The organism is Kocuria rosea (genome assembly GCF_023715525.1).
Taxonomy (GTDB): Bacteria; Actinomycetota; Actinomycetes; order Actinomycetales; family Micrococcaceae; genus Kocuria; species Kocuria rosea_A.
Genome location: NZ_JAMBOG010000023.1, coordinates 1 through 25,581, shown reverse-complemented (window position 1 = coordinate 25,581; position 25,581 = coordinate 1). Strand labels below are relative to the sequence as shown.

Genomic DNA, 25,581 nt, shown 5'->3' with positions numbered 1-25,581 from the left:
CAACGAGCTCGACCCGGATCGGGTGGGCACCCCCGAGTCCTTCTGCGTGACCCTGGCACCGCATCGTTCCCTGTGCCGATGAACCCGGCCGGCCATGCCGAGCAGCGCGCCTTCGAGGCGTTCCGGCCCTCGAGCCAGGGCCACCCACCTCGCTCCTGAGCCCGGGGGTGGGACGGGAATCCGTGGAGCCAACGGCGCCCACAGCCGGCAGCGCACCACCCGTGCCTGCTCCCTCCTCAGGATGACGTCCCCGTCGACGATGACGCAGGGAGCAGGCAGCAACCGACAGGGTGATGAGACCAGGCCTGGACGCACCCGTGGGGGCCGGCGCGACAGCAGCGCGCCATACCCAGCATGCCCGGGGTGCTGTCACAGGGCCGGCTACGGCACGGGGCCCGTGTAGTACCACGTCGTCCCGCGCACCGGTGGAACCACCTTGGTTAGGATGGCCTAAGTTGGCAGTGACGAGGGGGAGCACACCGCTTTGCGGGGCGCGGGGCGGGCTCCTCGTCACCCCTCGGCCAGCACCGGACACCTCGTGTCCGGCACGTCCTGTTCTGCACACCTGCCTGCGAGGGAGACGATGACCATGTCCCAGTACCGCCCCGTGGCCGCCGCAGCGGCCCTCACCACCCTGCTGCTGACCGGCTGCGGCGCCGACACCGGCGCCAGCACCGAGACCACCGACGCCGAGAGCCCCGGCGCGGAGACCCTTGGCACCACCCCGGACACCGGCGCGGCCACCACGGCCGAGGCGGCCGGTGCGGTGCCTGAGGGGGTGGCCGCCCAGTACGCGGTGCTCAACGAGGAGGTGGAGGCCGAAGGCGGGCGCACCACCTCCGGGGACTGGGAGGTGGCCTACATCGTGGAGCCCGCCGAGCCGTGGTTCGAGACCACCGGCGGGGAGCCCACCCGGCGGGAACCGGCCGCCGGCGAGACCCACCACCTGGAGATCATCCCGATCGAGGCCGCCACCGGTCGCATCGTGCCCGAGGTGCCGATCCGGCTCGAGGTCCTCGACGAGGACGGCACCGTGGTGGACGAGAAGGAGCTGATGTTCTTCCACGCGGAGTTCTTCCACTACGCCCACAACTTCAGCGTGCCCGAGGCCGGCGACTACACCCTGCGCGCGAGCCTGCAGGCCCCGCAGTTCCCCCACCACGGGGAGCACGCCCACGAGCTGACCCTGCTGGAACCCGCAACCGTCACCTTCGACAACGTCCGCCTGGAGCCGGTGGCCTGAAGACTGCGTCGAGCCCGGACCCGTGGGGTGCCGGCGGGGTCAGACGGCCCCGCCGGCGGCCTCCGGGGCCCCCGAGCCGTGACCGCCGTCGCCCACCTGCTCCCGGGCCACGAAGTTCTCCAGATCGAAGAGGTTCTCCGCCCGGCGTGCGATGTTCACCAGGGTGGTCATCGAGGCGATCTCCTCGACCTGCTCCTTGAGGAACCAGAGCATGAACTGCTCCCCCAGCGCGTCGTTCTCGGCCCGCGCGGCGGCGAACAGGGCCTTGATCTGATCGGTGACCTCCTGCTCCTGGGCCAGTGCCAGGGCCAGGGGCTGGTGGACGTCGGCAAAGTCGTTGCGCACCGGACCGACCCCCGGAATGGTCAGGGGCAGGTTCCGGTCCAGGGCGTACCGGACGATCATCATGGCGTGGTTGCGCTCCTCCAGCGACTGCCGGTAAAAGTGCCTGGCCAGCTGGGGCAGGTCCTGGCCGTCGAACCACACCGCTACGGCCACGTACTGGTGGGAGGCCGCGAACTCATGGCCCACCTGTTGGACGAGCAACTGGTTGAAGGTCTGGCGGGCCATCGGGATCTCCTCACATCAGGGGTTTCCAGGATCCGGGACATGCCGCCCGCACCAACTGTGCTTGTCCGGTGCGGGACGGACACGAGCTCTCGCTCCCGGGTGAGAACCGAGCCTAACGGGGTCATCTCCCCCGGTGAAGGCCCAGCCCCGGCGGCCCCGCCCACGGCAAGAATGCTCCTCGACCCTCTTCCCCGTGGGGTGCCCACCGGTCCCGGGGGCGTGCGGCACGGCCTGGGCAGGCGGTCCTACTGCGCAAGCGGTGACCGGCCGATGCCCGTGAGCGTCCATCAGTGTTCGACCGCGCCCATCTCCTGGCCCCTGCTTCCCACCCACCCGCAGGACAGGAGCTCATCCCAGTTGCCTGCGATGAATCCGCCTCGTCCAGCGCCCGTCACAATCATTGCTGTCCACTGCATTCCGTTGCAGTCCTGCCCCACCCCGGAGCGGACCAGCCCGCAGCGGCTCGACAACCCCTCGATGAGCAGTTCGAGCGTTTTGATCCTCGGGCCGAGCAACCCGGGAACCCCTGCGCCCACCACCCCGGTGCCGCCTCTGCTCTCCCTGGGCGAGCAAGTCCTGCCGGACTACCGCCTCACCGGCCAACAGCTGCCCGAGGTGGACGTCACCGCGATGGAGCGCCCCGCGGCCGTCCCGGCGAGCGCGTCGGCCACCGGCTTCACCGCCGGAGTCACCAGCGACCGGAGGTCAGCGCTCCACCCCGGTGCTGGAGTCGGGCCACCTCCAGGGCGACGACGGCGGGATGCTGTTGGTCACCGCCGCTCTGCTGGCCAGTGCCGATGACCCCGTGGACCCGCACCCCAAGCGCCGGCGTCCGGGCAGCGAGCGCCAGTCCTCCTTCCACCACCGCCAGCGGTTCCGCGGCTGCGAGAGCCACTGCATGTGAGGCCGGCCCGCGCGTCCGCCGCCGTTGCCGGGCTTTGTTCAGGCCGGGGTCACCATGCAGATACCGCCGGCCACCTGTGTGCGTCGCTCCCTGTCCAGCCCACGGATCGGATGAACGGCTTGCCGCCCTCACCGGTCCTGGTGCAACACCGACAGCGATTCCAGAACAGGGCGTTCTACGGCGTTCCCCACAGCAACAGTCACGGGTTCACCCGAGGACCGTCGCTGTTGGGGAGAACACGCTCACCGGGTTGCCCGCACACCACGGTGCACGAGGCAGCCGTTCGACCGGGCCTTCTCCAGCGTCAGGATGCGGAGGCCGGGGCGCCGAACCACCGGGGCACCTGGTCGAGCAGACCGGCCTGGTCCGCACCGACCCACACCACGTGGCCGTCCGGTCGCAGCAGCACCGCGGGGGCGTCCATCTGCTCCAGTTCCGCGCCGGTGTCGATGACGTGGTCGATCCGGTCCGCCCAGCCCGCCACGGACAGCGACCCGGTCGCATCGAGCAGCACTCCACGGCCCTGGCGCATCAGCTCGTAGAGACGACCCCGCCCCAGACGGATGTCGCGTAGCCGTTTGCCGAGCAGGTCGTGGCCCTCACCGACGTCGTAACGGATGCCGATGGCGGTGACCTTCTCGATCAGCGCCCGGTTCACGTCCTGGAAGTCCATCAGCTCGCTCAGCAGCCGGCGGACCGCCTGCGGCCCGGGGGCCGGGGAGATCAGCTCGGACTGGGCGCGGGTGGTGGTCAGCACCTCGGCGGCCACCGGGTGGCGCTCGGTGTGGTAGCTGTCCAGCAGCACTGCCGGGGCCCAGCCGTTGACTTGGGCGGCGAGTTTCCAGCCGAGGTTGAACGCGTCCTGGATCCCGAGGTTGAGTCCCTGCCCGCCCAAGGGCGGGTGGACGTGGGCGGCGTCGCCGGCCAACAGCACCCGCCCGGTGCGGTAGCGCTCGGCCAGCCGGGTGGCGTCGGTGAAACGCGACAACCAGGCCGGGGAGTGCGCGCCGAAGTCGGTGCCCGCACAGGCGCGCAGCTGGTCCCGGAACTCCTCCAGGGCCGGGGCGACCGTGCGGTCCTCGGCCACGGTCGCGGCCGGCACCACCGCACGATAGGTCCCGTTGCCGGCCGGGCCGATCCCGAACCCCTGGTGCGTCTTGCGGACCTCGGCCGCCACCGCCGCCAGCTCATCCGGTGGGGTGCTCACCCGCACCTCCCCCAGCAGCCACTCGGCCGTGGCCGGCTCCCCGGGAAACCCGACCCCGGCCACCCGGCGCACCCGGCTGCGCCCGCCGTCGCAACCGACCAGCCAGCGGCAGCGCCACCGGATGCCCCCTCCCAGCTCCACGCTCACCCCCTCCTCGTCCTGGTCCAGCCCCACCAGCTCGACCCCCCGCCGGATGCGCGCCCCGAGCTCGGCGGCGTGTTCGGCCAGCAGCCGGTCGGTGACCGGTTGGGCGATGCCCAGCACGTACCCGTGGGCGGTGTCCAGGCCCGCCGGCCAGGCCTTGTCGATCCCGGCGAAGCGGGCGCCACCGGGATACTGCTGCCCGTGAGCGAGGAACCGGTCCAGCAGCCCGCGCTGGTCCATGATCTCGATGCTGCGCGGATGCAGGCCCAGCGAGCGCACCTGCGGGCTCGGCTGCGGGTCTTTCTCCAGCACGAGCACCTCCACCCCGTGCAGCCGCAGCTCACCGGCCAGCATCATCCCGGTCGGTCCGCCCCCGGCAATGATCACGTCGACCATGGAACCCTCCACTCCAGGAACGTACGCGCCGGCCCGTGACCCTGCGACGCAGTATCCCGCTGCGCCGCCCTACGTCCCGCAAAATCTGGTTGCGGCCGCTCATTCTTCTCCTCGCCGGGGGCCTTGCGGCAAGCCCCCCGGCGAGCCATAGTCTGAAGATGGACGGGGAGGTCGATGGCCGCACCACTCACCAGGTGCCTGGAAGCGTCCCCCAAAGTCGAAGCCGCCCTGCACCGGGGGCGTCCCGGCGACGGCACGGCCGCGGCAGGACCACCGGGCGGCTGCGCGGCACGACACCGCATCCCTCCGAGGCACCGCCGCACCAGCGGTTCTCCTGCGGCAAGGCCGGTCGGCGCACTTCCACCAGATGGGCTGAGCCGTTCGCCGCCTCCCACGCCACGAGCCACCGCACCATTCACCGCAACACCCTGCCAGCCCACCGGTCAACGCCTCGATCGGCTGGGGACCATATCCGTTCCGATGTCGTGTCGTAGCAGCCCGACAGGCCTCTGAGAGGGAGCGGGCCAGGAGTCGGCGCCAGGGGTCGACGGGCCGAGTCATTCTTACGTGGTCCTCGATCTGGCGGGTCGTGCCCCATGGCAGGCGCCAGGTTCTACCGCGATCGACGCGGTAGTGGGAACGTCATGGTTTCGCCCGGTCCTGTGTCGGGCGGACATCTGCGGCCGGGCCCTGCCGGTTCCTGTCACGAGGCCGGGCTCGTGCTTGGAGCGGGAGGTGGGCCCACCACGTCGTAGGTCGCGCAGATGAATGCTCGGTTGCGTGCCACGTCCTTCAGGTGCAGATCGAACCGGCGGGGGAACAGGGGGCGGCCTGCCCCGAGGGTGACTGGCGCGATGGAGACCATCAGCTCATCCAGCAGTCCGGCGTCCGCGAACTGGGCGGCCAGATCCCCGCCGCCCACGACCCAGATGTCCTTCCCGCCGGCGGCGTCGGTGAGCCCGGCGTGGATCGGGGCCACCTCTCCTTGGGCGAAGCGGATGTCCGCCCCGGTGATCGCCGGCAGCTGCGCGTGGGAGACCACCCAGGCGGGCATCTCATAGGGCCAGCCCTCACCGGTGGCGTGCAGGTGCTCGAGCACCCACTCGTAGGTGGTTCGCCCCATCACGACCGCCCCGACACGAGCGAGGAACTTCTCGTAGCTGTGCGGGCCGGTGCTGTCGATGTCCTGGGCGAACAGCCAGTCCAGGCGGTCCTGCTCGTCGGCGAGGTAGCCGTCCAGGGTGGTGGCGGTGTAGAAGACGGTGCGGGTCACCGGAGGCCTCCTGTACGTTGTTGCCACCACTCGATCGGGTCCCCGGGATCGGGGGTGACTCCGGCCTGGCGCAGCATCAGCCGGGCCAGCTGGCGCCGGTGGACGGAGAACGTGAGCACATGGGCGATGACGCTGCCGATCACGAAGCTTTCCGGCGGCTCGCACAATGCGTCGATGATCCGGTCGCTCCAGGCGACTCTGCGGTCGATGTCCCGGACCATGGTCAGCCAACGGGGTGCGATCTGCCCGTGCCGGTCCGCCAGCGCCGCAAGGTCGTCACTGCCGGTGTCCGGGGTGTCGTGTCCTTCGATGGCCGCCAGCCAGATCTCCTTGGTGGTCACCAGGTGGGCCAGCACTTGCGCGAGCGTCTCATCAGGCCCGTCCCAGCCCAACGGTGCGCTGCCCGGCACCTGCACCCTGCGGTAGTCCGGTGCGGACACCCCTTGGGCCAGCTGCAGCAGCTTCCCCACGTCCTCGACGTCGTGGTGCAGCATCAGCTCCGTCACACCCGCCGCCGGTCGGGCCGTGGCGGCCTCCTGGGCGTCGACCCACAGGGAGGTCGGGGGGTGGAAGTGGATGCCGTTGGGAGCCGGTAACCAGTGGCCCGTGGTCCGGTCAGCGGTGGCGCTGGGCGAATGACCGAACGCACGGGTGAACGCGCGGGTGAAGCCGTCGACGGACTCGTAACCGGCCGACCATGCCGCCTCGGTCACCGATCGACCGGTGCCCAGTTCCCACGCGGCCCGCTCGAGCAAGACCCGGCGCCGCATCGTCACCGGCGGTTCTCCAGCCCCACGGCTGAGCTGGCGGCTGAAGTGGTACGGCGAGGAACAGGCGTCACCGGCCATGTCCTCCAGAGTGCGGTTGTTCTCATCAAGCACCGCGTCGAGCAGCTCACGCAGTCGATCCCGTTCCTGATCCGTCATGACCCTAGTCTGACCGCAGCCCACCCCGACGCACCCGACCGTCCTTGCTCACCACACCGGTGTGCTGCCGTGCTGGTCCACGATCCCGCGCGCGGTACGGGCGCGCTGACGACCTCCGCCGCACAGGAGACGACGGCATGGCTCCAGGGCATGGTCGTTCCGGAACAGCATGGGATGGGCGGGCCGGCCCTCCAGCGCCCGGGTACCGCCTCGAGGTCGTTGCAGGTCTGCGGCAAGGGCCGCACCTGGCGCACTGTCACGGCCCCGCCCTGGCTCGAGCAGCTGATCACCGCCTACCGGGCACGGCTGGGCACCGGAGCCCCGGCCCCGCTGCTGCTCTCCCCACCGGGCGCGCGCCTGGCGGTGCGCGACCTCGAACGTCTCCTGGGGCGGGCGGTTATGCGCGTCCGGGCTGCGGACCCTGCCCGTGCGAGGGCGGTGGTCCCGCACGGGCTGCGCCACACCGCCGCGACTCTGATGCTGGCCGAGGGGTGGGACGTGAAGGTCGTCGCCCGGCTGCTGGTCCGCGCCACGCTGACCACCACCTCGAAGTACCTCGACGAGCTGCCCGGGAAGTTGTCTGTGGCCATCAATGCCCACCCCTTCACTCCGGTCCAGACCTGACGTCGTGGAGCTGCGGCTGGACCGGGGACCACCACAGCGCCATCTGGCCACAGTTCTCCAGCAGTGCCCACCCCGGGTGCTCGAACCCTGGGACCCGTTGCGACGGTCGGATTCAGCGAGGTGTCGCAGATGGCTGCCGCCACAGTGCCTGCGGCCCGCCATTTGACCCCTGAGTCGGTGATCCGCTCCCATTTGATCTCCAGCTCCGCCTAGGCCAGTGCAGCCATCACCGTGAAGTCCATGTGGGCGGACGGGCGGCCCGGTGCGGCTCAGGCGGGGAGGGTGGTGGTGGGACGATTCACCTCGATGGTGCCGCCCGGTGACGTCGTTCCCAGGCTGATCAGGCGGCCCTCCAGGGTGAGCCGTTGGGTGGGGCTGCCGGGGGTGAGGTTGGCCGCGATGTTGCCGCGGGTCAGGTAGGTGCCCCGGGCGGTGGTGCTGATCCCGAGGGTGATGTTCCCGGTGGCGGTCCAGTAGACGTGGGCTGCTCTCGCCTGGTTGCTCAGCAGTACACGACTGCTGTCCGTGGCGGTGATGGTGGCGGCTCGGAAGATGAACTGTGCTGCCGGGTTGCCTTGGGCGTCCAGGGTGAGGTCGCCGGTGACGGTGAAGGTTCCGGTGGCGCTGGTGTGGATTCCCGGTGTGATCCGGCCGGTCAGTACCGTGGGCCGGCTGGCGGTGGCTGGCCGGGCGAGCAGTGCGCTCTCCAGCGCACGGGCGTCTGTCATGGCGTTGGCCGCCGTGGCGGTGCCGGGCTCGACCGTCCCGGAGACGTTGCGGCGCGCCCCGCTGGACTGCAGGCCCTCGATAGCCAGGCCGGGGTGGGAGCCCACGCTGCCGCCCACCGATGAGGGGTGCCCCAAGGGGGTGTGGTCGGTGAGTCGGGTGGAAGCCAGGAGCGCGAACGGTCCGGCCCTTCCCAGGGTGATCGGAGGCATCCCCACGTACCGCCACGAGGCTGCGGTGCCTGTGCGGGCGGTGAAGGCGGCTGTGCTCGGTGGCGCAGGCAGGCCGGTCAGCCCGCCCAGGACCGCGACGCCGGCCACGGTCATGGCGCCGCGGCGGGCGAGCGCCGGGAGCTCCTGGGTATCAGAGACTCCATCGTCCTCGTCGTCGTGACCGCGCGGAACGAATCCGGTCAGGGTGAGCAGCAGCGCTGCTACGGTGGCCGCGGCCCACAGTCCTAGGGGCAGATGTTGTCCGGCGCCCAGCCACAGGGCGGGCAGTCCGATGAACGGCACCAGCAGACGGGCCTGGCCGGTGATCTGGTCTCGGACCAGAAGGGTGGAGTCCACGTCGGCGTTGGCGTCTCCGGCGGTGGCGTAGGTGCCGTCCTCGTGGTCGATCACGATCCGGTGCAGCATCGAGCGTTCCACCCCGCTGGGCTGGGCTCCGGCGGGGCTGGTGAACTGCACGACTCCCCCGACCGGCACCGCCCGGTCAGCGGGAAGGTCGGAGAGCACGACGACATCGCCGGGGGCGATGTGCGGTTCCATGGACCCGGTCTCGATGACGGTGGCGTGCCAGCCGAACAGGGCCGGAATCACGGCGATCGACGCCAGGGCGGCGATCATCACGAGGTAGATCTGGGCGGCGGTGCCGATAAACAGCTGCACCCAGCCCCACAGCACGGCCGTCACGTTCTCAGGAGCTGGCTCGGCGGTGGAGCTGGGTGCGGGGTCGGACTGGTTCCACACGGAGGAGCGGGTCAGGCGGCGTCGTTGCTCTGCAGCTCCCAGACCAGGTCCACGCTCACGCGAGAACCCTGGAGCGCGTCGATCTGGGCTTGAGACATGTTCGCGGTGTCGAAGGTCCAGATGCCGCGGTAGGTCGTGGACTCCCCCGAGGTGCCTTCGGTCTCCCAGGCGGCGCCGCCGGTGGCGTAGTCGCGGTTGGCCTGAGCCAGAGTGGTCAGCGACTGGGCCGGAAGCGCCCCGGGGACGGGGGTGAAGCCGTCGCAGGAGTCGAAGGAGCCGCCCGTGCCGCGCTCGACCCGTAGGTCGATGTGGTCCTCCAGTCCGGCGGCGGAGCCGGAGAGGTTCTGCGTGTAGGCGCGCACCTCGCCGGCGACGGTCGAGTTGGAGGTCACCACGATGCAGCGCTCACCGGTCGCACCCGGGACGAGGTTCTCCACGGTGAAGCCGGCGCGGCCGGCGTCGTCGTCAGTGAGGGCGACCTGACCGGTGGCCCAGGAGTTGCCGGAGTTGCGGGTGGTGGCGGTGAAGGCGGCGGTGGAGCCCTGCCAGACCATCAGGCCGGCCACGAGCACGGCGACGGGGGCGGCGGAGAGCCCGGCGATCTTGCGGGTCCGGGGAGAGGGGGTGCGCATGAGGGGTCCTTTTCTGCGACGGGGCCCAGTGCAGGTGCGTGGTCCTGCGCCGTCGCTGATGGAGGGAAATGGGCGCGCGGTTGAACCGTGATGGGGGTCATCGGACAACCGGGGTCACCCTACGGATTAGCCGTGTCGATTTCCAGGACTTTCGTCCAGCTGTGGCGCCGCTGGGCATCACCGCAGGTGCGGCAGGAGATGGCAGACAGGGCGGGTCAGCACACTGTCATCACGTGTCGCGTCGCCCGGAGCCAGAGGGTCACGCTCGAGGGGGACGGCGGAGTCAGGAGCCGACTTCCAGCAGCCGGACGCGCGTCTAAGTGATGTTTCTGTCCTCGGGCGCGGTACAGCTGGTGTCGGGGCCGTAGTGCAACCAGCCCGGCAGGCCGGCGGTGAAGGCCGCCCGGAGGGCGGGGTCGTCGGGGATTTTTGCTCGTCCTCACGATCGTGCTGGGCTGCGGGCACTTTCTCGGTAGCGAAGACATCACCGAAGTGCCCACCGCGCTTCGGCTGCTGGCCCCGACCCACACCGATCAGCCGTCTGCCACGAACCGCATGACCGGGTGCACCTAGCCGGTGCCGCTGATGAGGGACCCGCCGATCACCCGCCAGTCGATGAGCCCCCGGGACTTGTTGACGGCGTCGAATCCCAGTTCGCGAAGGAGGTTCGCTGCTCCCGAGGACAGGAGCCCACCCGTGCAGAAGGTGATGAGCAGCTGGTCTTCCGGCAGTTCGACAGCGCGCTGTTCGAGTTGGTCCAGCGGAATGTGCCACGCCCCCGGGATGTGGTTCCGACGCCGGTCCTGCTCGCGGCGGACGTCGATGATGAGCGCACCTGCGTCGATGAGGCTCAGGGCCTCCTGCGCGGTGACTGCCGGTGGCCGACGCACGAAGTGTCGAAGACTCAACGACGAGGCCCCTTCCGGGTATTCACCCAGGTGCAGAAACCACCGTAAACCGGCACGGGAGCGAGCAAGGAAAGACCCGACACGAGGCGGCGGCCCGGTAGAGCGGTGACGGCCGGGGGTCGGATCAACAGGATGCCCGCGAGCACGTGCACGACGTGCCTGGAAAACCAGGACCGGGCGAACGGCCAGAGCCGAAAGGGTGCTCAGGCGGAGCAGTGCTCAGGCGGCGTGGTGCTCGCGGCTGCCGGACTTGGCCAGTCCGCGGGCCCCCAGGTACCCGATGGTCAGGTAGGTGATGTACTCCACCGCCTGACGGGCATCGAAGAGGTCCACCCGGTTCTCGGCCCCGTTGTCCCCGACCAGGCTGGCGGTCACGACGATGGCCACCAGCACGCCCAGGTAGGCAAGGAGCTCGGTGGTCCTCGTCGCGGCCTTGGTCTCGGCGGTGCGGCGCACCGGGCGGTCAGCAGCAGTCGTGGCGGTGGCGGCGTGGGAGGCAGTGGTCGTCAAGGAGATCTCCTGAAAAGTGTGGGTTGCCGGATCGGCACGGCGCTCAACCGGAAGGGGTGCCGGTCAGCGCTGGGAAGTAGAGCCGCGGTGGGATTACCCCACCCCGGCTCTACGGTGTAGACATTAGCTGTAGACTAGGGGAAAGCAAAGCTGGCTTACCGAAGGACCTGAACGTCATGCCTCCCCCCTCTCCCCCGTCTTCCCCCGAAGACCCCGCCCCCGGCGCTCTCGAGCCCGGCCCTCACGAGGACTCCGCACCGGCGCCGACGCCGCAGCCCCGGGCGCGCCGGCCGCGGCTGAGCCGGGAGGTCGTGCTCACCGCAGCCCTGCGCCTGGTGGACAGCGAGGGCCTGGAGGCGTTGACCATGCGCAGGCTGGGCAACGAGCTGGGCCGGGACCCCATGGGCCTGTACCGCTACGCCCGAAACCGGGGGGATCTGCTCGACGGGATCACCGAACTGGTGCTGGACCAACTGGTCATCCCCACCGACGGGAGCCACTGGCAGGCCCAGCTGCGTTCCACTGCCCACGACTTCCGCGCCCTGGCGCTGGCCCACCCCCACGTGGTGCCGCTGCTGGTGACCCGGCCACTGTCCACGCCCCTGGGGCTGCGCCCGCTGGGCACTCTGCGGCCCCTGGAGAACATCCTTGCCCTGCTCACCGGGGCCGGCTTCGCCCCGGCGTCCGCCCTGCACGTCTACCGGGCCTACTACGGGTTCCTCTACGGGCACGTCCTCAACGAGCTCCAGGAGATCGTCGTGGACCCGGAGGAGAACGAGGACCTCCTGCGCCTGGGCCTGCACCGGCTGCCCGCCCGCAAGTTCCCTCAGCTGCGCGCCCTGGCCCCGGTGCTGGCCGACTACGACGGGGCGGCCGAACTCGAGGCGGGCATCACCATCCTCCTGGACGGGCTCGCCGCCCAGCTCCGCCCCACCGCTCCCGGCGGACCCGAAAGTCACCCGGGGCGACCCGACCAGCCCGATGCCTGAGCCCATTCCCCAGGAGCCGTCATGACCACCACCGACCCCACCACCACCGGCTCCACCGAGCCCAGCGCAGGCCGCAGGTTCGATGCCGTCTTCGTGATCTACAACCCGAACAGCACCGGCGACGCCCCCGAGCTGGCCGCGAAACTGCGCGATGAGCTCACCACGGGCCTGCCCTACACCCCGCACATCCGGCTGCTGCCCACCGAGTACGCCGGGCACGCCGTGGACCTGGCCCGTGAGGCGGCTACGACACCGAACGCCTTGGTGGTCTCGGTCAGCGGCGACGGGGGCTACAACGAGGTCGTCAACGGCGTCATGGCTGCGCCCACCACCGACACCGTGTGCGCGGTGGTGGGCGCCGGCAACGCCAACGACCACCAGCGCACCACCGCTCGCCAGCCCCTGCCCGAGGCCATCGCTGAGGGAAAGGTGCGTCAGATGGACCTGCTGCACCTGAGCACCGGGGCCGGGCCAGGGGCGGAGGCCGTCTACGCCCACTCCTACATCGGTTTCGGGCTGACCCCGGTGGTGGCCATCGACATGGAGAAGGGCAACAAAGGGGCCTGGAAGGAGATGGTGTCGGTGGTGCGGACCTTTGCGAAGTTCCGCCCCTTCCGCATCGCCCACCCCGACGGCACCCGGCAGAGGATTGACAGCCTGGTCTTCGCCAACATCCCGCAGATGGCCAAGTACGCCACCTTGAGCGAGGCCGAGGACCGCCCCGCCGACGGGCGCTTCGAGGTGATCCTCTTCCCGCACACCGCCAAGTGGCGCATCCTGCTCAAAGCGGCGCGCGCCACCACGACCGGGCTGGGGGACCAGCCCAGTGTGGCCCGCTACGAGTTCACCACCCTCAAACCGATGCCCTATCAGCTCGACGGGGAGGTCCGCTCCGTTGCGGCGAACACCCGGGTGCGGGTCGAATCCGCCCCCTCGGCCCTGACCGTCATCGGCTGACCGGGCCGGCAACTGCCTCGCCCCGGTGATCGGAGGACTCGGCCGGCGAAATCAGCTCCGGTAGCCGGACCTGTGGGACGGGATGGCCGCTCCATTGCCCGGTCTTCGGCACCCGGGCGGGCTGAGCACCATGGTCCCGAACAGCACGGGTCCTCCCCCGACCGTGGGAACCCCGCGGCCCCACAGTGACACACCGGCGCGACGGCACCAGTTGCGGGGATGGAGGGGCCGGCTTTCCGCATGGGATGCTGACCGCGCATGGCCCCCGCCACCTGGTCTGCGCATAGGGGTGCGGTCGCTGACGGTGGGGGCCCTGCCACTGAGCCGCAGTCGTGACCACACCGGGGCGCCGGGACGGCACCTCGGGCCCCCTCGGTGTCCGGATCCTGGGGGGCGGTGTGCCGGATCGACGGTGGAACCATAGACAGGTTTCACCGCAGGCCACAGCCGACTGGCGCCGAAACCGGCAGTACCAGCCCACTGTGCGCTCACGCCTCTTTCTGCCGTTGCGCTCAGCCGACCGTCCAGGTGTTCCACCGGCTCAGTTCCCGGTGCCCAGCATGGGCCCGAGCAGGGCAGGGGAGCAGGAGCCAGCGGACGGGGTCGCCAGCCGTGGCCATTTGCCGGTGGCGGTCAGCGTTGCCCGTCGGCGGCGGGATCGAGAGACTGTGGCCTGAGCACGAACAAAGGGGGGTGCACGGTGGTGGAAGTGGATCGGGATCTGCCGTGGACGGCGTTGCCGCTGTCTCTCACGCCGCTGTTCCGAGCCCATGCGCCGGTCATCGCAGAAGAGCTGCTGGCCGGGGTGCGCCAGGACGTCCCGGTCTATGCCGGGCCCTTGGACGGTCCTCTGCAAGAGGAAATCCGGCAGGGGGTGGAAGCGGCCCTGACCCGGGTCCTGGACTTGGCCGAGACCGAGCAACCGGCCCTGCGCGAGGAGGACCGGGCCGTCTATGAGGGCCTGGGCCGGGCCGAGGTGCACCAGGGCCGGCCCATGGACGCCCTGTTCGCGGCCTACCGCTCGGGCGCCCGCACCACCCTGCGCTCGCTGTCCCGCGTGGCCATGGAGGCCGGCTTCGAGGCCTCCGTGCTGATCGGCCTGGCAGAGTCGGTGTTCGCCTACATCGAGGAGCTCTCCGCCGCCAGCGCCGAGGGCTACGCCGCCGAGCAGTCCGAGCGGGCGGGCGAGCGGGACCGGCTGCTGGACACGGTGGCGGAGATGCTGATCCGCGGCAACGCCGACGAGGAGTCCGTGCGCGCGGCCGTGCACGCGGCCGGCTGGACCCTGCCCGAGCGCGTGGTGGTGGTCACCCTGCCCGCCGACCGGCGCACCGGGCTGCGCTCCCGCCTGGGCCGGCGGGCGCTGCTCACCTCCCGCCCCGGCGACGTCGTGGCGGTCGTGCCCGAGCCCGCCTCCCCGACGGCGCGCCAGGAGCTGGGGCGCGTGCTGGCCGGGCGGGCCGCGGTGGTCGGCCCGGGACGGCCCTGGCAGGCGGCCCCCGACTCCCTGCGGCTCGCCGTCATGGCCCGGGAGCTGCTGGCCCACGACCCCGGCGGGACCGGCGGGGAGGGGCCGCTGTGGGTCTCGGAGCGCCTGGCGGAGCTCGTCCTGCTGGGGGAGCGCACCGTGGTGGAGGATTTGGGCGCCCAGCGGCTGGCGCCGCTGGAGCGGCTGCGGCCCGCGCAGCAGGAGCGGCTGGTGGCGACCCTGCTGTCCTGGCTCAAGCACCACGGCCAGCGCGCGGCGATGGCCGCGGAGCTGGAGATCCACGAGCAGACGGTCGGCTACCGGGTCAACCAGCTGCGCGAGATCTTCGGTGAGGCGCTCAACGACCCGCAGGCGAGGTTCGAGCTCGAGCTGGTGCTGCGCGCCCGCGCCGGCCAGCACCCCTCCTGAGCAGCGACCATCATGGTGCACAGTCCCCCCGGTCATGGGGTGTGGCTAATGACGGCACCCGCCGGTCTCGCTCGGGGCTGCAGATCACGGTGAGCGAGCAGGTCGGTGCGCTGCCGCGGGGATGGCGCACCGCCACGATCGAGACCCGTAGAGGGTGCGAGATTGCTGAGTGCCCAGCGGCGTGGCCGGTCCTGAACGTGGATAGTGCACTGGACGGGGGCGAAGCCCTCGCCGACCTGGGCGAAATTAGGGACTCGGCCGTGAATCAGGTGGACGTTGGCGGATGGCCACCTGTGGTGCCCTGGGTGGTCAAGGGCAGCGGTGGACCGGTCGTGGGGGAGGACAGCGGAGGGCGACGCAAGAACCTCACCAGCTTCAGTGGCCAGTACAGGCAGCGGAGGATGATGGTCGCTGTCAGGGGGATGGGGCTGGTGACCTGATGGGCGCTGTAGGTGCGGCGGTAGCGGCCCACGTAGTAGCGAAAGCGCGCGGGAGAGTCGTCCATGCGCCGGGCTGAGACCCCGGTGATCATGGTCGGCCGGTAGGCGACCTTCAGCCCGTGCTCGGCCAGGTGCAGGGACAGGTCGACGTCCTCGTGCATCCGGTCGTGCTCGTCCCGGCAGGTGGTGGAGCGGATCCTCTCCCACGCGGTGCGGCGGATGGCCATGTTGGAGCCGTAGAGGAACGGGTGCCGGTCGGCGACCAGTTTCATCACCAGGTGACGCCCGGCGGCATCGATGGCCAGTCCCAGCCGGGGCATCGGGAGGTCGTAGTAGAGCACCGGGCCGGTGACGGCGGCCAGCTCTGGGTCCTGGAACGCCTGCTGCACCTGCTCGACCCAGTCCGGGGCCAGCACGGAGTCCGCATCGATCCGGCCCAGCACCTCGGCGTCGGCGGCATCGAGACCAGCATTGCGGGTAGGAACCAGGCCTTGTTCTGCACACTGTCGGATCAGGGTGATCGGGGCCTTCGGGTGCTGGGCTTGCACCCGGGTCACCACGGCGCGGGTGCCGTCCGTGGAGCCGTTGTCCACCACGATGATCTGCTCGGCGGCCACCGTCTGATCCAGCACGGCCAGTAGACATCTGCGCAGGACGGCCTCTTCGTTGAAGGCCGGGATCACCACACCGACACCGGGGCTGCCGCCGCGCTGACGTGAGGACATGCCCCCAATGGTAGGGACCACCTTGGGCCGATCCCCAGTTCCGGCGACCTCTTCAGGGCATATTTTGGTCGGCGCGGCGAGGACAAAGGGCACCGGAGGGGGGCGGGTATCACCGCACCGGGTGGCCGGAGGCGACAGTCCCCTGCCTGGGCGCAGCCAATGGCCATGACGTCGCGTTGGGTGATGCCATGGCCAGGCGTCTTTCAGGCCCAGGGACGGGCGCTATCTCATCACCCCGCTCTCTCGTAGTGGCGTGCCTGGCCGGCAGTTCGGTGGTGAGATGGGTTTGCCCATTGCCTCGAACGCCACGGAGTTGTTGGCCACCGATGTGCTGCCCCGGGTGGAGGGAGCATCCCTCCCGGACCTGCGGGTCGTCGCCGGGCACCTCAGCCCCAGGCCCTTGGCCATCCCCCGCCTCTGACACCCAGGCCAGAACACGCCCCAGGAAAAACGCCCTCGGCCTTCTTGTCGGGACGCCTGGGTCTGCTCCCGGTGCGGCGCCGGCCGGCGTCCCCCAGGCAGGCTGGGCTGTGGCTCCGCGGTCGGCGCGCCCCGGAAGCGAGGTTGCCTCAGCCGGTGCCCTCCTCGCCGTCATTGCCGCCCAGGTCGCCGTCACCCACCCCACCGGTCTCGCTGTCGGGACCATCAGCCTCATCGCCCTCCCCCACGCCACCGGTCTCGTTCAGGGGAGCACTTGTGTCGGCGGGGGCTTGCGGGGCTTCTTCGGTTTCCGTGTTGTCGCACCCGGCCAGGAAGAGCCCGGCGATCGCGGCGGCGGTGGCGGCGATGACGCGCTGGTTCGTGTTCATGACCCACGGTAGGCACAGGCCCGACGTGCCACAAGAGCGCGGACCGCTTCCTTCTCGCCTCGACACCGACCGGGGGGCGGAAACCGACAGGGGCTCCTCCCCCACCGGACACCAGGCTCTGACGGGTTACTGGACCGGCCGGCCGGTGCTCGAGCAACTGGCTGTTAGAGGGCCGGTCCGTCCTGGGCCCGGCACATCCACCGAGGCCCCCATCACTTCTGAATCCACCCTGCTCTGGGCAGACACCCCGCAGAACACTCCCGTGACCGGTGGCCGTTCCACCACACTCCTGGATCGTGGACACGGCCTGCCTCCTGATGCACCGCCCCAGTAGGGGAACGAGATGGCCAACGCTGCTGGTCAGCGGGCACCCACCCACTTAGCCTGGAAGTAGGGTCCAGCAGCCGGCCATGATCCTCTCTCGGCCCAGGAGCCTTCCCGTGGAACTTCAGCTGTCCGTGATTGTCGAGGTCGCCCCGGATGAGAAACTAGTCCGTCTGATGACCACCAGGCACCTGACCGCGACGAACCAGCAGGTGCTGTCCTCGATGATCCACCGCGCCCGGGCCCTCACCTCATCGACCGAGGTCATCGTCGACCTCAGCGCGGTCGAGCACCTCGAGGCGGGCTCGCTGGACCTGTTGTATGGGCAGATCGACCACGACGAACCCCACCGTCCTGCTCAGCCGGTGTGCTTCATCCTCCCCGAGCCGTCACCGGCCGGTGGCCCGCCCTCCGCTGCCGGGGACCCCTGACGGGCCCGGCCCGCAGGCCCCTGGACCAGTCCCTCCCCCACGGGTGAGCCTCTCGGGCCCCCGTCTCACGGGACCCGACGGACCGATGCCTCGCGCCCTGGCGCCCTCCGGCCCCCGGTCGTGGCCCGCGTGCGGCGGAACTGCTCGCACAGGCGCAACTCGTCCCGACCGCATGCCTGCCTGCCTGTCTGCCACCACGGTCCTTTCCCTTGGCCCGGCACTGGGTCGCCGTGTCCGTGCTGACCCCCGCATGCCCCCAGCTCCGTCAGTCCGGGTCGGGGCGACCATGGCGGTGAGGACCGCAAAGCCCATCGGGTGTGGAACTGGGTGTCGGTGATGGGGGCCACAGCGCTTTCCGGTGGTGGCGTGTACAGTCAAGACCAGTTGTTGAAGTTTCGTTTTTGCATTTGGAGCAGTTCGCCCTTATCTGGGGTGCGGCAGTTTTTCTGAGAAGACGTTTTGGCAGGCATCGCAACGCCCGAGCACCCCGATCGTCGGGGACGCTCCGTTTTCTGAGAAAGCAGGTCCACCATGACTACTGGCACCGTGAAGTGGTTCAACGCCGACAAGGGCTTCGGCTTCATCACCCCCGAGGACGGCTCCAAGGACGTGTTCGCGCACTTCTCCGCCATCAACTCCAGCGGGTTCCGCTCCCTGGAGGAGAACGCGACCGTTCAGTTCGAGACCCAGGACGGGCCCAAGGGCCCTCAGGCCGCGAACATCACCGTTCTTGCCTGAGAACCCACTGATCTCCTTCTGAGATCACCAGTGACGGGTTGAACCGCCTGACGTCACCGAAAGGATTCGCCGCCCGCTCACCCCGGGTGGCGATTCCTTTTTGCCCCGGCACCGGCCACCACCCCCACCGTGCCTCCGCGCCATGCCGCCCACCAGGGCCGGCACCGACGACCAGGGCGGAATCCCGTGCACTGTGGCGGCGGCAGGGCCACCCCCGTCCCGGGGTGGCGGGGTGAGGGATGAACTCGTCCCGGGAAGAGCTCGCCGTGCGGGCGGTGCTGCCCGCACATACGCCCTTCCCCGGGCTTTTTCTGTCCTCTTCTATGATTTTTACCTGCGATGCGGGTTGATCCCGAATTCACCGGGTGCACCTTTCCCTCCACGGTGGCACCCTGTTCGTGAGCATGGTTGGGGCCCGCCCATATGGGGCCGGTCCGTTATTGTCCGACCCTGAAAGTGAGACCTTTTGCCCACTACTGCACGCAAGCTCTCTTCTCCCCCGTCCCTGCCGCGGGGCGGGTTGCGCATCACCGCCCTGGGGGGGCTGGGCGAGATCGGGCGGAACATGACCGTCTTCGAGTACGCCGGCAAGCTGCTGATCGTCGACTGCGGGGTCCTGTTCCCCGAGGAGCACCAGCCGGGGATCGATGTGATCCTGCCCGACTTCACCTCCATCCGCCATCGGTTGGGCGACATCGTCGGGATCGTGCTCACCCACGGGCACGAAGACCACATTGGCGGGGTCCCGTATCTGCTCAAGGAACGCCCGGACATCCCGGTGATCGGCTCCCAGCTGACCCTGGCGTTCATCACCGCCAAACTCGCCGAGCACCGCATCACCCCCTCCACGGTCCACGTCGAGGCCGGGGACCGCCACCATACCGGACCGTTCGAGTGCGAGTTCGTGGCGGTCAACCACTCGATCCCCGACGGGCTGGCCGTGGCCATCCGCACCGACGCCGGACTGGTGCTGCACACCGGGGACTTCAAGATGGACCAGTTCCCGCTGGATGAGCGGATCACCGACCTGCGCCACTTCGCCCGCCTGGGCGAGGAGGGGGTGGACGTGTTCCTCACCGACTCCACCAACGCCGAGGTCCCCGGGTTCACCACCTCCGAACGCGAGCTGACCCCGGCCATCGACCAGGTCTTCGCCACCGCCCCGCGCCGGATCATCGTCTCCAGCTTCGCCAGCCACGTCCACCGCATCCAACAGGTCCTCGACGCCGCCCACGCCCACGGGCGCAAGGTCGCCTTCGTGGGCCGGTCCATGGTCAAGAACATGGGCATCGCCGCCGAGCTGGGCTACCTGAAGATCCCCCGCGGGCTGGTGGTGGACTTCAAGAAGCTCCAGTCCATGCCCGATGCCAAGGTCGCCCTGATCTGTACCGGCTCCCAGGGCGAGCCGTTGGCCGCGCTCTCGCGCATGGCCGCCCAGACCCACCAGATCCGGCTCACCGAGGGCGACACCGTGCTGCTGGCCAGCTCCCTGATCCCGGGCAACGAGAACGCCATCTACGGGATCATCAACAAGCTCACCGACCTCGGGGTGAAGGTCGTGCACAAGGGCAACGCCAAGGTCCACGTCTCCGGCCACGCCTCCGCCGGGGAGCTGGTCTACTGCTACAACATCGTGAAGCCCACCCACGTGATGCCCGTGCACGGGGAGTCCAAGCACCTGCACGCCAACGCCGAACTGGCGATCCGCACCGGGGTGGACCCCGAACGGGTGCTCATCGCCCGCGACGGCACCACCATCGACCTCGTGGACGGCAAGGCGCGGATCTCCGGGCAGGTCGAGGCCGGGCTGGTCTACGTCGACGGCCACACCGTGGGCAAGGTCACCGAGGAGACCCTGGTGGAACGACGGCTGCTCCAAGAAGGCGGGGTGGTCACCGTCGTGGCGATCGTCGACGCCGACACCAACGCGCTGGCCGAACCGCTGGAGTTCATCGCGAAGGGCTTCGTCCACGAAAAGCACATCTTCGACGGCGCGGCCGCGAAGGTGAAGCACGCCCTGGCGAAACCGGCCACCGCCAAGATCGATGACCTCGACAAACTCGAGTCGATCATTGCCGACACCGTGACCCGTCACCTCGACCGCGCCTACCGCCGGGCCCCCTTGGTCACCGTCGTCGTCATCGACGCCTGACCCCTGTACCGGCACCCCTGGGTGCGCCAATGCTCCAGCGTCTTGGTCACCACCTGGAGATCGGCCGGATCGGCCGGCCGCGGGTGATGATTGAGGTGGTGGGTGAGGTGGGCCATGGCCTGACTGCTCGACGGATCCACGGCAAATCTCCGACATCACCAAACAGCAGTAGACTGGTCTTTGAGGGGGAGTCGGTGAGACTGAGGCGCTTTCTTCGCTGACGGGTCCGGCAGCGGCCATCGTGTCAGCCCGACCACCTCTGCCGAACGGTTGAACCCATGTCCCCTGAATCCTTTCCCGGGGAGCTGACCACCGTCTTCGCCCGCTTGCACGGGATGCTGTTGAGCCAGCACGAGGCCACCACCGCGGTGGGCAGCCTGGCGCGCACCGCCCACCGGCTGATCCCCACCGCGACCGGAGCCGGGGTCTCGTTGCTGGACGCGGAGGGCACCCGGGTCACCACCGCGGCCACCGACCCGGCCGTGGAGGCCGCCGACGCGCTGCAGTACGGACTCGGGGTGGGTCCGTGCCTGAGCGCCTGGGCCACCGGGGAGCCCCAGCGCATCACCGACACCACCACCGAGACCCGCTGGAGGGACTGGTCGGCTGCAGCCGCCGGGACCGGGATCCGCTCGGTGTACAGCACCCCTTTGGTCCACCAGGGCCGGGCGCTGGGGGCGCTGAAGGTCTACGCCACCACCCCCTCTGCCTTCGGGGAGGCCGAGGAGGAGTTGCTGGGGCAGCTGGCCGCCGCGGCGGCCACCCTGCTCGGGGCCGCCCAACCCACCGAGGCCCCGACCCGCCTGAGCGCGGCACTCAAGCACGCGCTGGCCACCCGGGAGGCCATCGGAGTGGCCTCCGGGGTGCTGATGGCCCGGGACCACCTCAGCGCCGAGGGCGCCCGGACCGTACTGCTCGAGCAGGCCCGCACCCAGGGGCGGCGGGTGGCCGAGGTCGCCGCCGCAGTGCTGGAGACGGCCTAGGACCACCCCCAGAACCGCCCGAGGACCACAGGAGGATCGCTGATGGGAACGCCGTGGGGTGCCGACGACGAGGCGACCGTCCACGAGCAGGCGCGGTGCCTGCGGGTCACCATGGTCGCCGCCGGCATCGACCGGGCCCAGCTGTGGTTGTACTACTTCGGCATCGGCGGGGACGTGTCCGAGCTGGAGCTGGACGCCTATCTGCACCACGCCCTGACCCTGCCGCGGTTGCAGCGGGATTTGCTGGCCCAGGCCGCCAACGAGATCCTCGCCGACCTCGCCCCGCCCAAAGCCCCTTACGCCGCGGACCTGCTCCAGGGCCACCCCGACCCGGTCCACGACGGTGCTGCCGACGATCGGGCCCCGGCCCAGGACGGCGAGGGGCGCAACGACACCGATCCCGGAACACCCGGGAAATAAGGGCCCCACCCCACCCACCCCGGGGCGGGTGCCTCGCGCCAGAGCACCGGGGTGCTCCCCGAACCGAGCAAAGGACCGATCATGTCAGATCACCCACCGGGCGGGGGTTCCGTGGCGGAGCTACACGAGCTGCTGCTCGCCAGCGAGGACATCACCGGCTTCCTCGACGCCTTCACCGCTTCCATCGCCGAGGCGCTGGCCGGGGACGGGGAGCAGGTGTGGTGCGCGGTGACCCTGCTGCGCCCCAAGCGCTCCGCCACCGTGGCCGCCTCCAGCGACCGGGCCGAGGCGCTGGACGAGATCCAGTACCACTACGGCGACGGGCCCTGCCTCACCGCCGCCCGCGAGCACCGGGTGGTGTACGTGGCCGATACCCGCACCGATCCCCGGTGGCCGGCCTACGGCAAGGCCGCCGCCGAAGCGGGGATCCTCTCGGCCCTGGGGGTGCCCTTCGACCTGGGCGGGGAGGCCGAGGCCGGGCTGGACGTCTACGCCGACACCGCCGACACCTACGACGCGGCGACCATCAAGGTGGTCCAGGCCCAGGTGGCTTCCGCCTCCACGGTGCTGCGCCTGGCGGTGCGCCTGGCCCGCCACCGCGACACCGCAGCCGACCTCAAAGCCGCCATGGAATCGCGCACGACCATTGACCTGGCGGTGGGCATCGTCATGGGCCAGAACCGCTGCACCCAGGAGAGGGCCTTCGAGATCCTGCGGGCGGCCTCCAGCCACCGCAACATCAAGCTGCGGGATCTGGCCGCCGACCTCGTCGCCCAGGTGGGCAAGGGCCCGACCAGCACCCACTTCAAGGCCTGACCAGGACCCCGCAGCACCCGGGGGCCGGGTGTTCCCGGTGCTCCCGGCGGCAAGAATCAAGACCGCGTGACAGCGCCCTGCCCCGACTCCCTCACGGGAACCTCTGAGGCGGACGCGCCCGTAGCACCGGTCGTGAGCGGCGACAGCGACGCGTCGGAGGATCCGGCCCTGCGGGGCCAGGACGAGGCCGGCCCGGAGACCGAGGACGCCTGAGGCGAGCCCACCGGAGGAGGCGAGACCAGTGTCGCCCCGCCGAGGCGCTCAGCGCCGGACACAGCCCTGCGATGCACAGGACCGCGGCTACGGCATCGGCCCGGTGGAGCAGCGGGGACCTGCGCACACGGAAGGATCGAGGGGCTCAGGGAAAGCCCGTACGGGTCTGGGAGTCCCTCCTCGCCCCGGTCGCCATCGGTGCGGCGCAAGACCCACCTTGACGTCAGCCGTTGCGTGCACTCTACTTCTGGCAGACCTATTGTCAGGACAATGTTGTCGCCCGGAGGAGTCGCACCATGACCAAGCTCTCGATGAACGTCACCACGACCTTCTACGGCAACGTCGTCAACGACATCGCCGTGGCGAAGGCGGCAGGGTACGGCGGGATCGAGCTGCAGAGCCCGAAGCTCTACCGCTACCTCGACGCAGGCTACTCCGCCGAGTCGCTGCTGCCGCTGCTGGAGGATCTCGAGGTCACCGGTATCGGCGCGGTGCTGGACCTCGAACGCCAGGGCGCGGCGCGGGACGGCTTCCTCGCCGAGGTCACGCGTATGTGCGACATCGCCGTGGTGGTCGGGGCACCGATCGTGCAGCTGTGCACGGGTCCGGTCGACTGGAACGTCGTCAAGGACTTCAAGGCCGGGAGGCTCACCGCCGAGGACTCCCGCTACCGCGGGACGCTCGGATCGACCGAGGACGAGGCCCTGGCGGCGGCCGCGTCCAACGTGCGCGAGGCCGCCGACATCGCGGCCGGCCACGGCCTGGACCTCTACCTCGAGCCGCTGGCCTGGTCGAACCTCAACCGGCACCGCCATGCGCTGGAGATCATCGAACGCGCCGGTCGTGACAACGTCGGCATCGCCCTGGACACCTGGCACTACTGGACCACCGGGGACACCCTCGAGGAGGTCGCCGCGACCCCGAAGGAGCTCATCAAGGCCGCGCACATCTCCGACGGGCTCGACCTCGACCGGCAGAACGACGTGCCGGACCAGAGCGTGCACCGCAACGTGGTCATCGGTGGTGGGGCGATCCCGCTGCAGCAGTGGATCGAGGCGATCCAGTCCACCGGCTACGACGGCTGGTGGGTGTCGGAGATGTTCAGCGACAAGGCCAACGAGCACGACTTCCTCAAGGTCGCCACCACCATGCGCAACCTGCTCGACATCATGGTCTCCTGAGGGTGAGCATGCAGCGCTTCGCCCTGATCGGCGCCGGATTCATCGGCTCCGTCCACGCCCACAGTCTCGCGGCCCACCCGGGAGTGGAGTTCCGCTACGTCTACGACCTCGACCCCGCCCGCGCAGCGCACGTCGCCGCAGCCCACGGCGCCCGCCCCGCCCGCTGCCTCGAGGAGGCCTTCGATCCCGCCGAGGTGGATGCCGTCTTCATCGCCTCCTCGACCGACACGCATGCTGCGCATCTGCGTCGCGCCGCCGATGCTGGGATCGCCGCCCTCGTCGAGAAACCGATCGACCTCGACCTCGCCCACGCCAAAGAGGTCGTCGCCTACGTCGAGGCCGCCGGGATTCCTGCGATGGTCGACTTCAACCGGCGCTTCGACCGCGACCACGCCGCCCTCAAACGCGTGGTCGACTCCGGTGAGCTCGGCGAGATCGCCCTGGTGCAACTCACCTCCCGCGGCCCGTCGCTGCCGCCGATCGACTACCTCAAGGTCTCGGGCGGACAGCTGCGCGATCAGACCGTGCACTTCTTCGATCTCGCGCGCTGGATCACCGGCTGCGACCCGGTCGAGGTGCACGTGATGGGCTCGGCACTGTCCGATCCGCGGGTCGGACAGATCGGCGACGTCGACACCTCGATCGCGACCCTGCGTCTGCCCTCCGGTGCACTCGTGCAGATCGACAGCGTGCGTCACACCGGCTACGGCTACGACGAACGCATCGAAGTCCTCGGATCGGCCGGCATGGCCGAATCGGGTCGCATGCGCGCCGGCAATCTCACACGTTTCCTCGGCTCCACCGCCACGACCGACGGCCTGCACCCCGGATGGTTCGAACGCGTCCAGCCCACGTACGCGGCGGCGCTGGCGGCGTTCGTGTCAGCCCTCGACGAGCACACGACCCCACCGGCCACCTTGGGCGATGGACTGCGCGCGCAGGCCATCGCCGAGGCCGCCACGCTCTCCCTGCACACCGGACTGCCACAGACGATCCTCTATTGAGCGCCACCGACGACACACCAGCACACTCCACAGCCACTGGGATGAACGGGTCAAGGCCCGAGCAGTGTTGGTGGAGGACATCTTCCCGTACGGACCGGAGAGACCACACCCAACGGGTGGGCGGCGGCCCCCAAGTCACTGATGACACCCTCCCCCAACAGTCGCCCCGACCGACAGGCCCCGCCCGGGGCGTCCCCCGCCTCGTGGACGGTCACCTCCAGCCCCGCCCGAGCCAGCATCACAGCAGCCGTCAGGCCATTCGGACCCGCCCCCACTACCGCCGCCGTATTCGTCCTAGTGGCGCGTGTGGTTAGTTGCTTGACGCTTCAGTGGGGATGACCATGGAGTATGGCGAATCATCCGGCGCCGGCGTTGCTGTTGCGCCACGGAGATCGGGCGGAGCTGACTCGGCTGGTGCGGTCCTCCTCGGTGCGAGCCGGGCTGGTGCAGCGGGCGCGCATTGTGCTG

At 70.1% G+C, this 25,581-nt stretch carries 25 protein-coding genes; 14 read left to right on the top strand and 11 right to left on the bottom strand.

Translation table 11 applies throughout. The features are described from left to right. Positions 1 to 583: 583 nt before the first annotated feature. Positions 584 to 1,243, top strand: coding sequence for an iron transporter (locus tag M3185_RS14155; RefSeq protein WP_251334324.1), 660 nt, complete (start codon positions 584 to 586; stop codon positions 1,241 to 1,243). A gap of 39 nt (positions 1,244 to 1,282) precedes the next feature. Here the strand turns inward: M3185_RS14155 and M3185_RS14150 are convergent, their stop codons facing one another. Next, complete coding sequence (locus M3185_RS14150) at positions 1,283 to 1,813, bottom strand: ferritin (RefSeq protein WP_251334323.1); 531 nt, start codon at positions 1,811 to 1,813, stop codon at positions 1,283 to 1,285. Between the two features lie 721 nt (positions 1,814 to 2,534). Here M3185_RS14150 and M3185_RS14145 point away from each other — a divergent pair. After that, the gene (locus M3185_RS14145) at positions 2,535 to 2,717 is read left to right on the top strand and encodes a hypothetical protein (protein ID WP_251334322.1); all 183 of its coding nucleotides are present in this window, start codon (positions 2,535 to 2,537) and stop codon (positions 2,715 to 2,717) included. 304 nt (positions 2,718 to 3,021) lie between these two features. Here the strand turns inward: M3185_RS14145 and rox are convergent, their stop codons facing one another. The 3 genes from rox to M3185_RS14130 all read right to left on the bottom strand — a co-directional run bounded on the left by rox (position 3,022) and on the right by M3185_RS14130 (position 6,663). After that, a complete protein-coding gene (gene rox / locus M3185_RS14140; protein ID WP_251334321.1) occupies positions 3,022 to 4,464 on the bottom strand; it encodes a rifampin monooxygenase in 1,443 nt (480 codons plus the stop codon). 703 nt (positions 4,465 to 5,167) lie between these two features. Then, complete coding sequence (locus M3185_RS14135) at positions 5,168 to 5,737, bottom strand: dihydrofolate reductase family protein (RefSeq protein ID WP_251334320.1); 570 nt, start codon at positions 5,735 to 5,737, stop codon at positions 5,168 to 5,170. Beyond that, the gene (locus M3185_RS14130; RefSeq protein ID WP_251334319.1) at positions 5,734 to 6,663 is read right to left on the bottom strand and encodes a helix-turn-helix domain-containing protein; all 930 of its coding nucleotides are present in this window, start codon (positions 6,661 to 6,663) and stop codon (positions 5,734 to 5,736) included. Before M3185_RS14130 ends, M3185_RS14135 begins: the two co-directional genes overlap by 4 nt. 150 nt (positions 6,664 to 6,813) lie before the next feature. On the opposite strand from M3185_RS14130, the gene M3185_RS14125 reads away from it, so the two are divergent. Then, a complete protein-coding gene (locus M3185_RS14125; protein WP_251334318.1) occupies positions 6,814 to 7,287 on the top strand; it encodes a tyrosine-type recombinase/integrase in 474 nt (157 codons plus the stop codon). Between the two features lie 269 nt (positions 7,288 to 7,556). Here M3185_RS14125 and M3185_RS17440 read toward each other — a convergent pair whose 3' ends face one another. The 4 genes from M3185_RS17440 to M3185_RS14105 all read right to left on the bottom strand — a co-directional run bounded on the left by M3185_RS17440 (position 7,557) and on the right by M3185_RS14105 (position 11,034). Beyond that, entirely contained in the window at positions 7,557 to 8,984 is a 1,428-nt protein-coding gene (locus M3185_RS17440) for an ice-binding family protein (protein WP_251334317.1), read from the bottom strand. Between the two features lie 11 nt (positions 8,985 to 8,995). Continuing rightward, a complete protein-coding gene (locus tag M3185_RS14115; RefSeq protein WP_251334316.1) occupies positions 8,996 to 9,616 on the bottom strand; it encodes a hypothetical protein in 621 nt (206 codons plus the stop codon). Positions 9,617 to 10,185: 569 nt separating this feature from the next. After that, positions 10,186 to 10,524, bottom strand: coding sequence for a rhodanese-like domain-containing protein (locus tag M3185_RS14110; protein ID WP_251334315.1), 339 nt, complete (start codon positions 10,522 to 10,524; stop codon positions 10,186 to 10,188). Between the two features lie 219 nt (positions 10,525 to 10,743). Then, positions 10,744 to 11,034 (bottom strand): hypothetical protein, encoded by a 291-nt coding sequence (locus M3185_RS14105; RefSeq protein ID WP_251334314.1) that lies wholly within the window; start codon positions 11,032 to 11,034, stop codon positions 10,744 to 10,746. A gap of 311 nt (positions 11,035 to 11,345) precedes the next feature. Here M3185_RS14105 and M3185_RS14100 point away from each other — a divergent pair, with 311 nt between their 5' ends. From M3185_RS14100 to M3185_RS14090, 3 genes are all read left to right on the top strand, one after another. Continuing rightward, a complete protein-coding gene (locus tag M3185_RS14100; RefSeq protein ID WP_251334313.1) occupies positions 11,346 to 12,023 on the top strand; it encodes a TetR/AcrR family transcriptional regulator C-terminal domain-containing protein in 678 nt (225 codons plus the stop codon). 21 nt (positions 12,024 to 12,044) lie between these two features. Next, complete coding sequence (locus M3185_RS14095; RefSeq protein ID WP_251334312.1) at positions 12,045 to 12,980, top strand: diacylglycerol/lipid kinase family protein; 936 nt, start codon at positions 12,045 to 12,047, stop codon at positions 12,978 to 12,980. An 874-nt stretch (positions 12,981 to 13,854) separates the two neighbouring features. Then, complete coding sequence (locus M3185_RS14090; protein ID WP_251334311.1) at positions 13,855 to 14,877, top strand: helix-turn-helix domain-containing protein; 1,023 nt, start codon at positions 13,855 to 13,857, stop codon at positions 14,875 to 14,877. Between the two features lie 265 nt (positions 14,878 to 15,142). Here M3185_RS14090 and M3185_RS14085 read toward each other — a convergent pair whose 3' ends face one another. Next, positions 15,143 to 16,042: a glycosyltransferase gene (locus tag M3185_RS14085; protein ID WP_251334310.1), complete on the bottom strand. Its 900-nt coding sequence runs from the start codon at positions 16,040 to 16,042 to the stop codon at positions 15,143 to 15,145. A gap of 569 nt (positions 16,043 to 16,611) precedes the next feature. After that, the gene (locus M3185_RS14080) at positions 16,612 to 16,851 is read right to left on the bottom strand and encodes a hypothetical protein (protein ID WP_251334309.1); all 240 of its coding nucleotides are present in this window, start codon (positions 16,849 to 16,851) and stop codon (positions 16,612 to 16,614) included. Positions 16,852 to 17,291: 440 nt separating this feature from the next. Between M3185_RS14080 and M3185_RS14075 the strand changes: the two genes are divergently transcribed. The 8 genes from M3185_RS14075 to M3185_RS14040 all read left to right on the top strand — a co-directional run bounded on the left by M3185_RS14075 (position 17,292) and on the right by M3185_RS14040 (position 25,113). Then, positions 17,292 to 17,606: a hypothetical protein gene (locus M3185_RS14075; protein ID WP_251334308.1), complete on the top strand. Its 315-nt coding sequence runs from the start codon at positions 17,292 to 17,294 to the stop codon at positions 17,604 to 17,606. A gap of 531 nt (positions 17,607 to 18,137) precedes the next feature. After that, positions 18,138 to 18,344 carry a transcription antiterminator/RNA stability regulator CspE gene (cspE, locus tag M3185_RS14070; protein WP_251334307.1) on the top strand — a complete coding sequence of 69 codons (207 nt, stop codon included), beginning with the start codon at positions 18,138 to 18,140 and terminating at the stop codon, positions 18,342 to 18,344. 565 nt (positions 18,345 to 18,909) lie between these two features. Next, positions 18,910 to 20,496 carry a ribonuclease J gene (locus tag M3185_RS14065; RefSeq protein WP_374238523.1) on the top strand — a complete coding sequence of 529 codons (1,587 nt, stop codon included), beginning with the start codon at positions 18,910 to 18,912 and terminating at the stop codon, positions 20,494 to 20,496. 278 nt (positions 20,497 to 20,774) lie between these two features. Further along, positions 20,775 to 21,479, top strand: a complete 705-nt coding sequence (locus M3185_RS14060) for a GAF and ANTAR domain-containing protein (RefSeq protein WP_251334305.1) — start codon at positions 20,775 to 20,777, stop codon at positions 21,477 to 21,479. 42 nt (positions 21,480 to 21,521) lie between these two features. After that, positions 21,522 to 21,899, top strand: a complete 378-nt coding sequence (locus tag M3185_RS14055; protein WP_251334304.1) for a hypothetical protein — start codon at positions 21,522 to 21,524, stop codon at positions 21,897 to 21,899. A gap of 81 nt (positions 21,900 to 21,980) precedes the next feature. Continuing rightward, complete coding sequence (locus M3185_RS14050; RefSeq protein WP_251334303.1) at positions 21,981 to 22,715, top strand: GAF and ANTAR domain-containing protein; 735 nt, start codon at positions 21,981 to 21,983, stop codon at positions 22,713 to 22,715. A 509-nt stretch (positions 22,716 to 23,224) separates the two neighbouring features. Continuing rightward, the gene (locus M3185_RS14045; RefSeq protein ID WP_251334302.1) at positions 23,225 to 24,109 is read left to right on the top strand and encodes a sugar phosphate isomerase/epimerase family protein; all 885 of its coding nucleotides are present in this window, start codon (positions 23,225 to 23,227) and stop codon (positions 24,107 to 24,109) included. An 8-nt stretch (positions 24,110 to 24,117) separates the two neighbouring features. After that, positions 24,118 to 25,113, top strand: a complete 996-nt coding sequence (locus tag M3185_RS14040) for a Gfo/Idh/MocA family protein (protein ID WP_251334348.1) — start codon at positions 24,118 to 24,120, stop codon at positions 25,111 to 25,113. Between the two features lie 50 nt (positions 25,114 to 25,163). Here M3185_RS14040 and M3185_RS14035 read toward each other — a convergent pair whose 3' ends face one another. Next, positions 25,164 to 25,355, bottom strand: a complete 192-nt coding sequence (locus M3185_RS14035; RefSeq protein ID WP_374238521.1) for an NAD(P)-binding protein — start codon at positions 25,353 to 25,355, stop codon at positions 25,164 to 25,166. Positions 25,356 to 25,581: the final 226 nt, after the last annotated feature.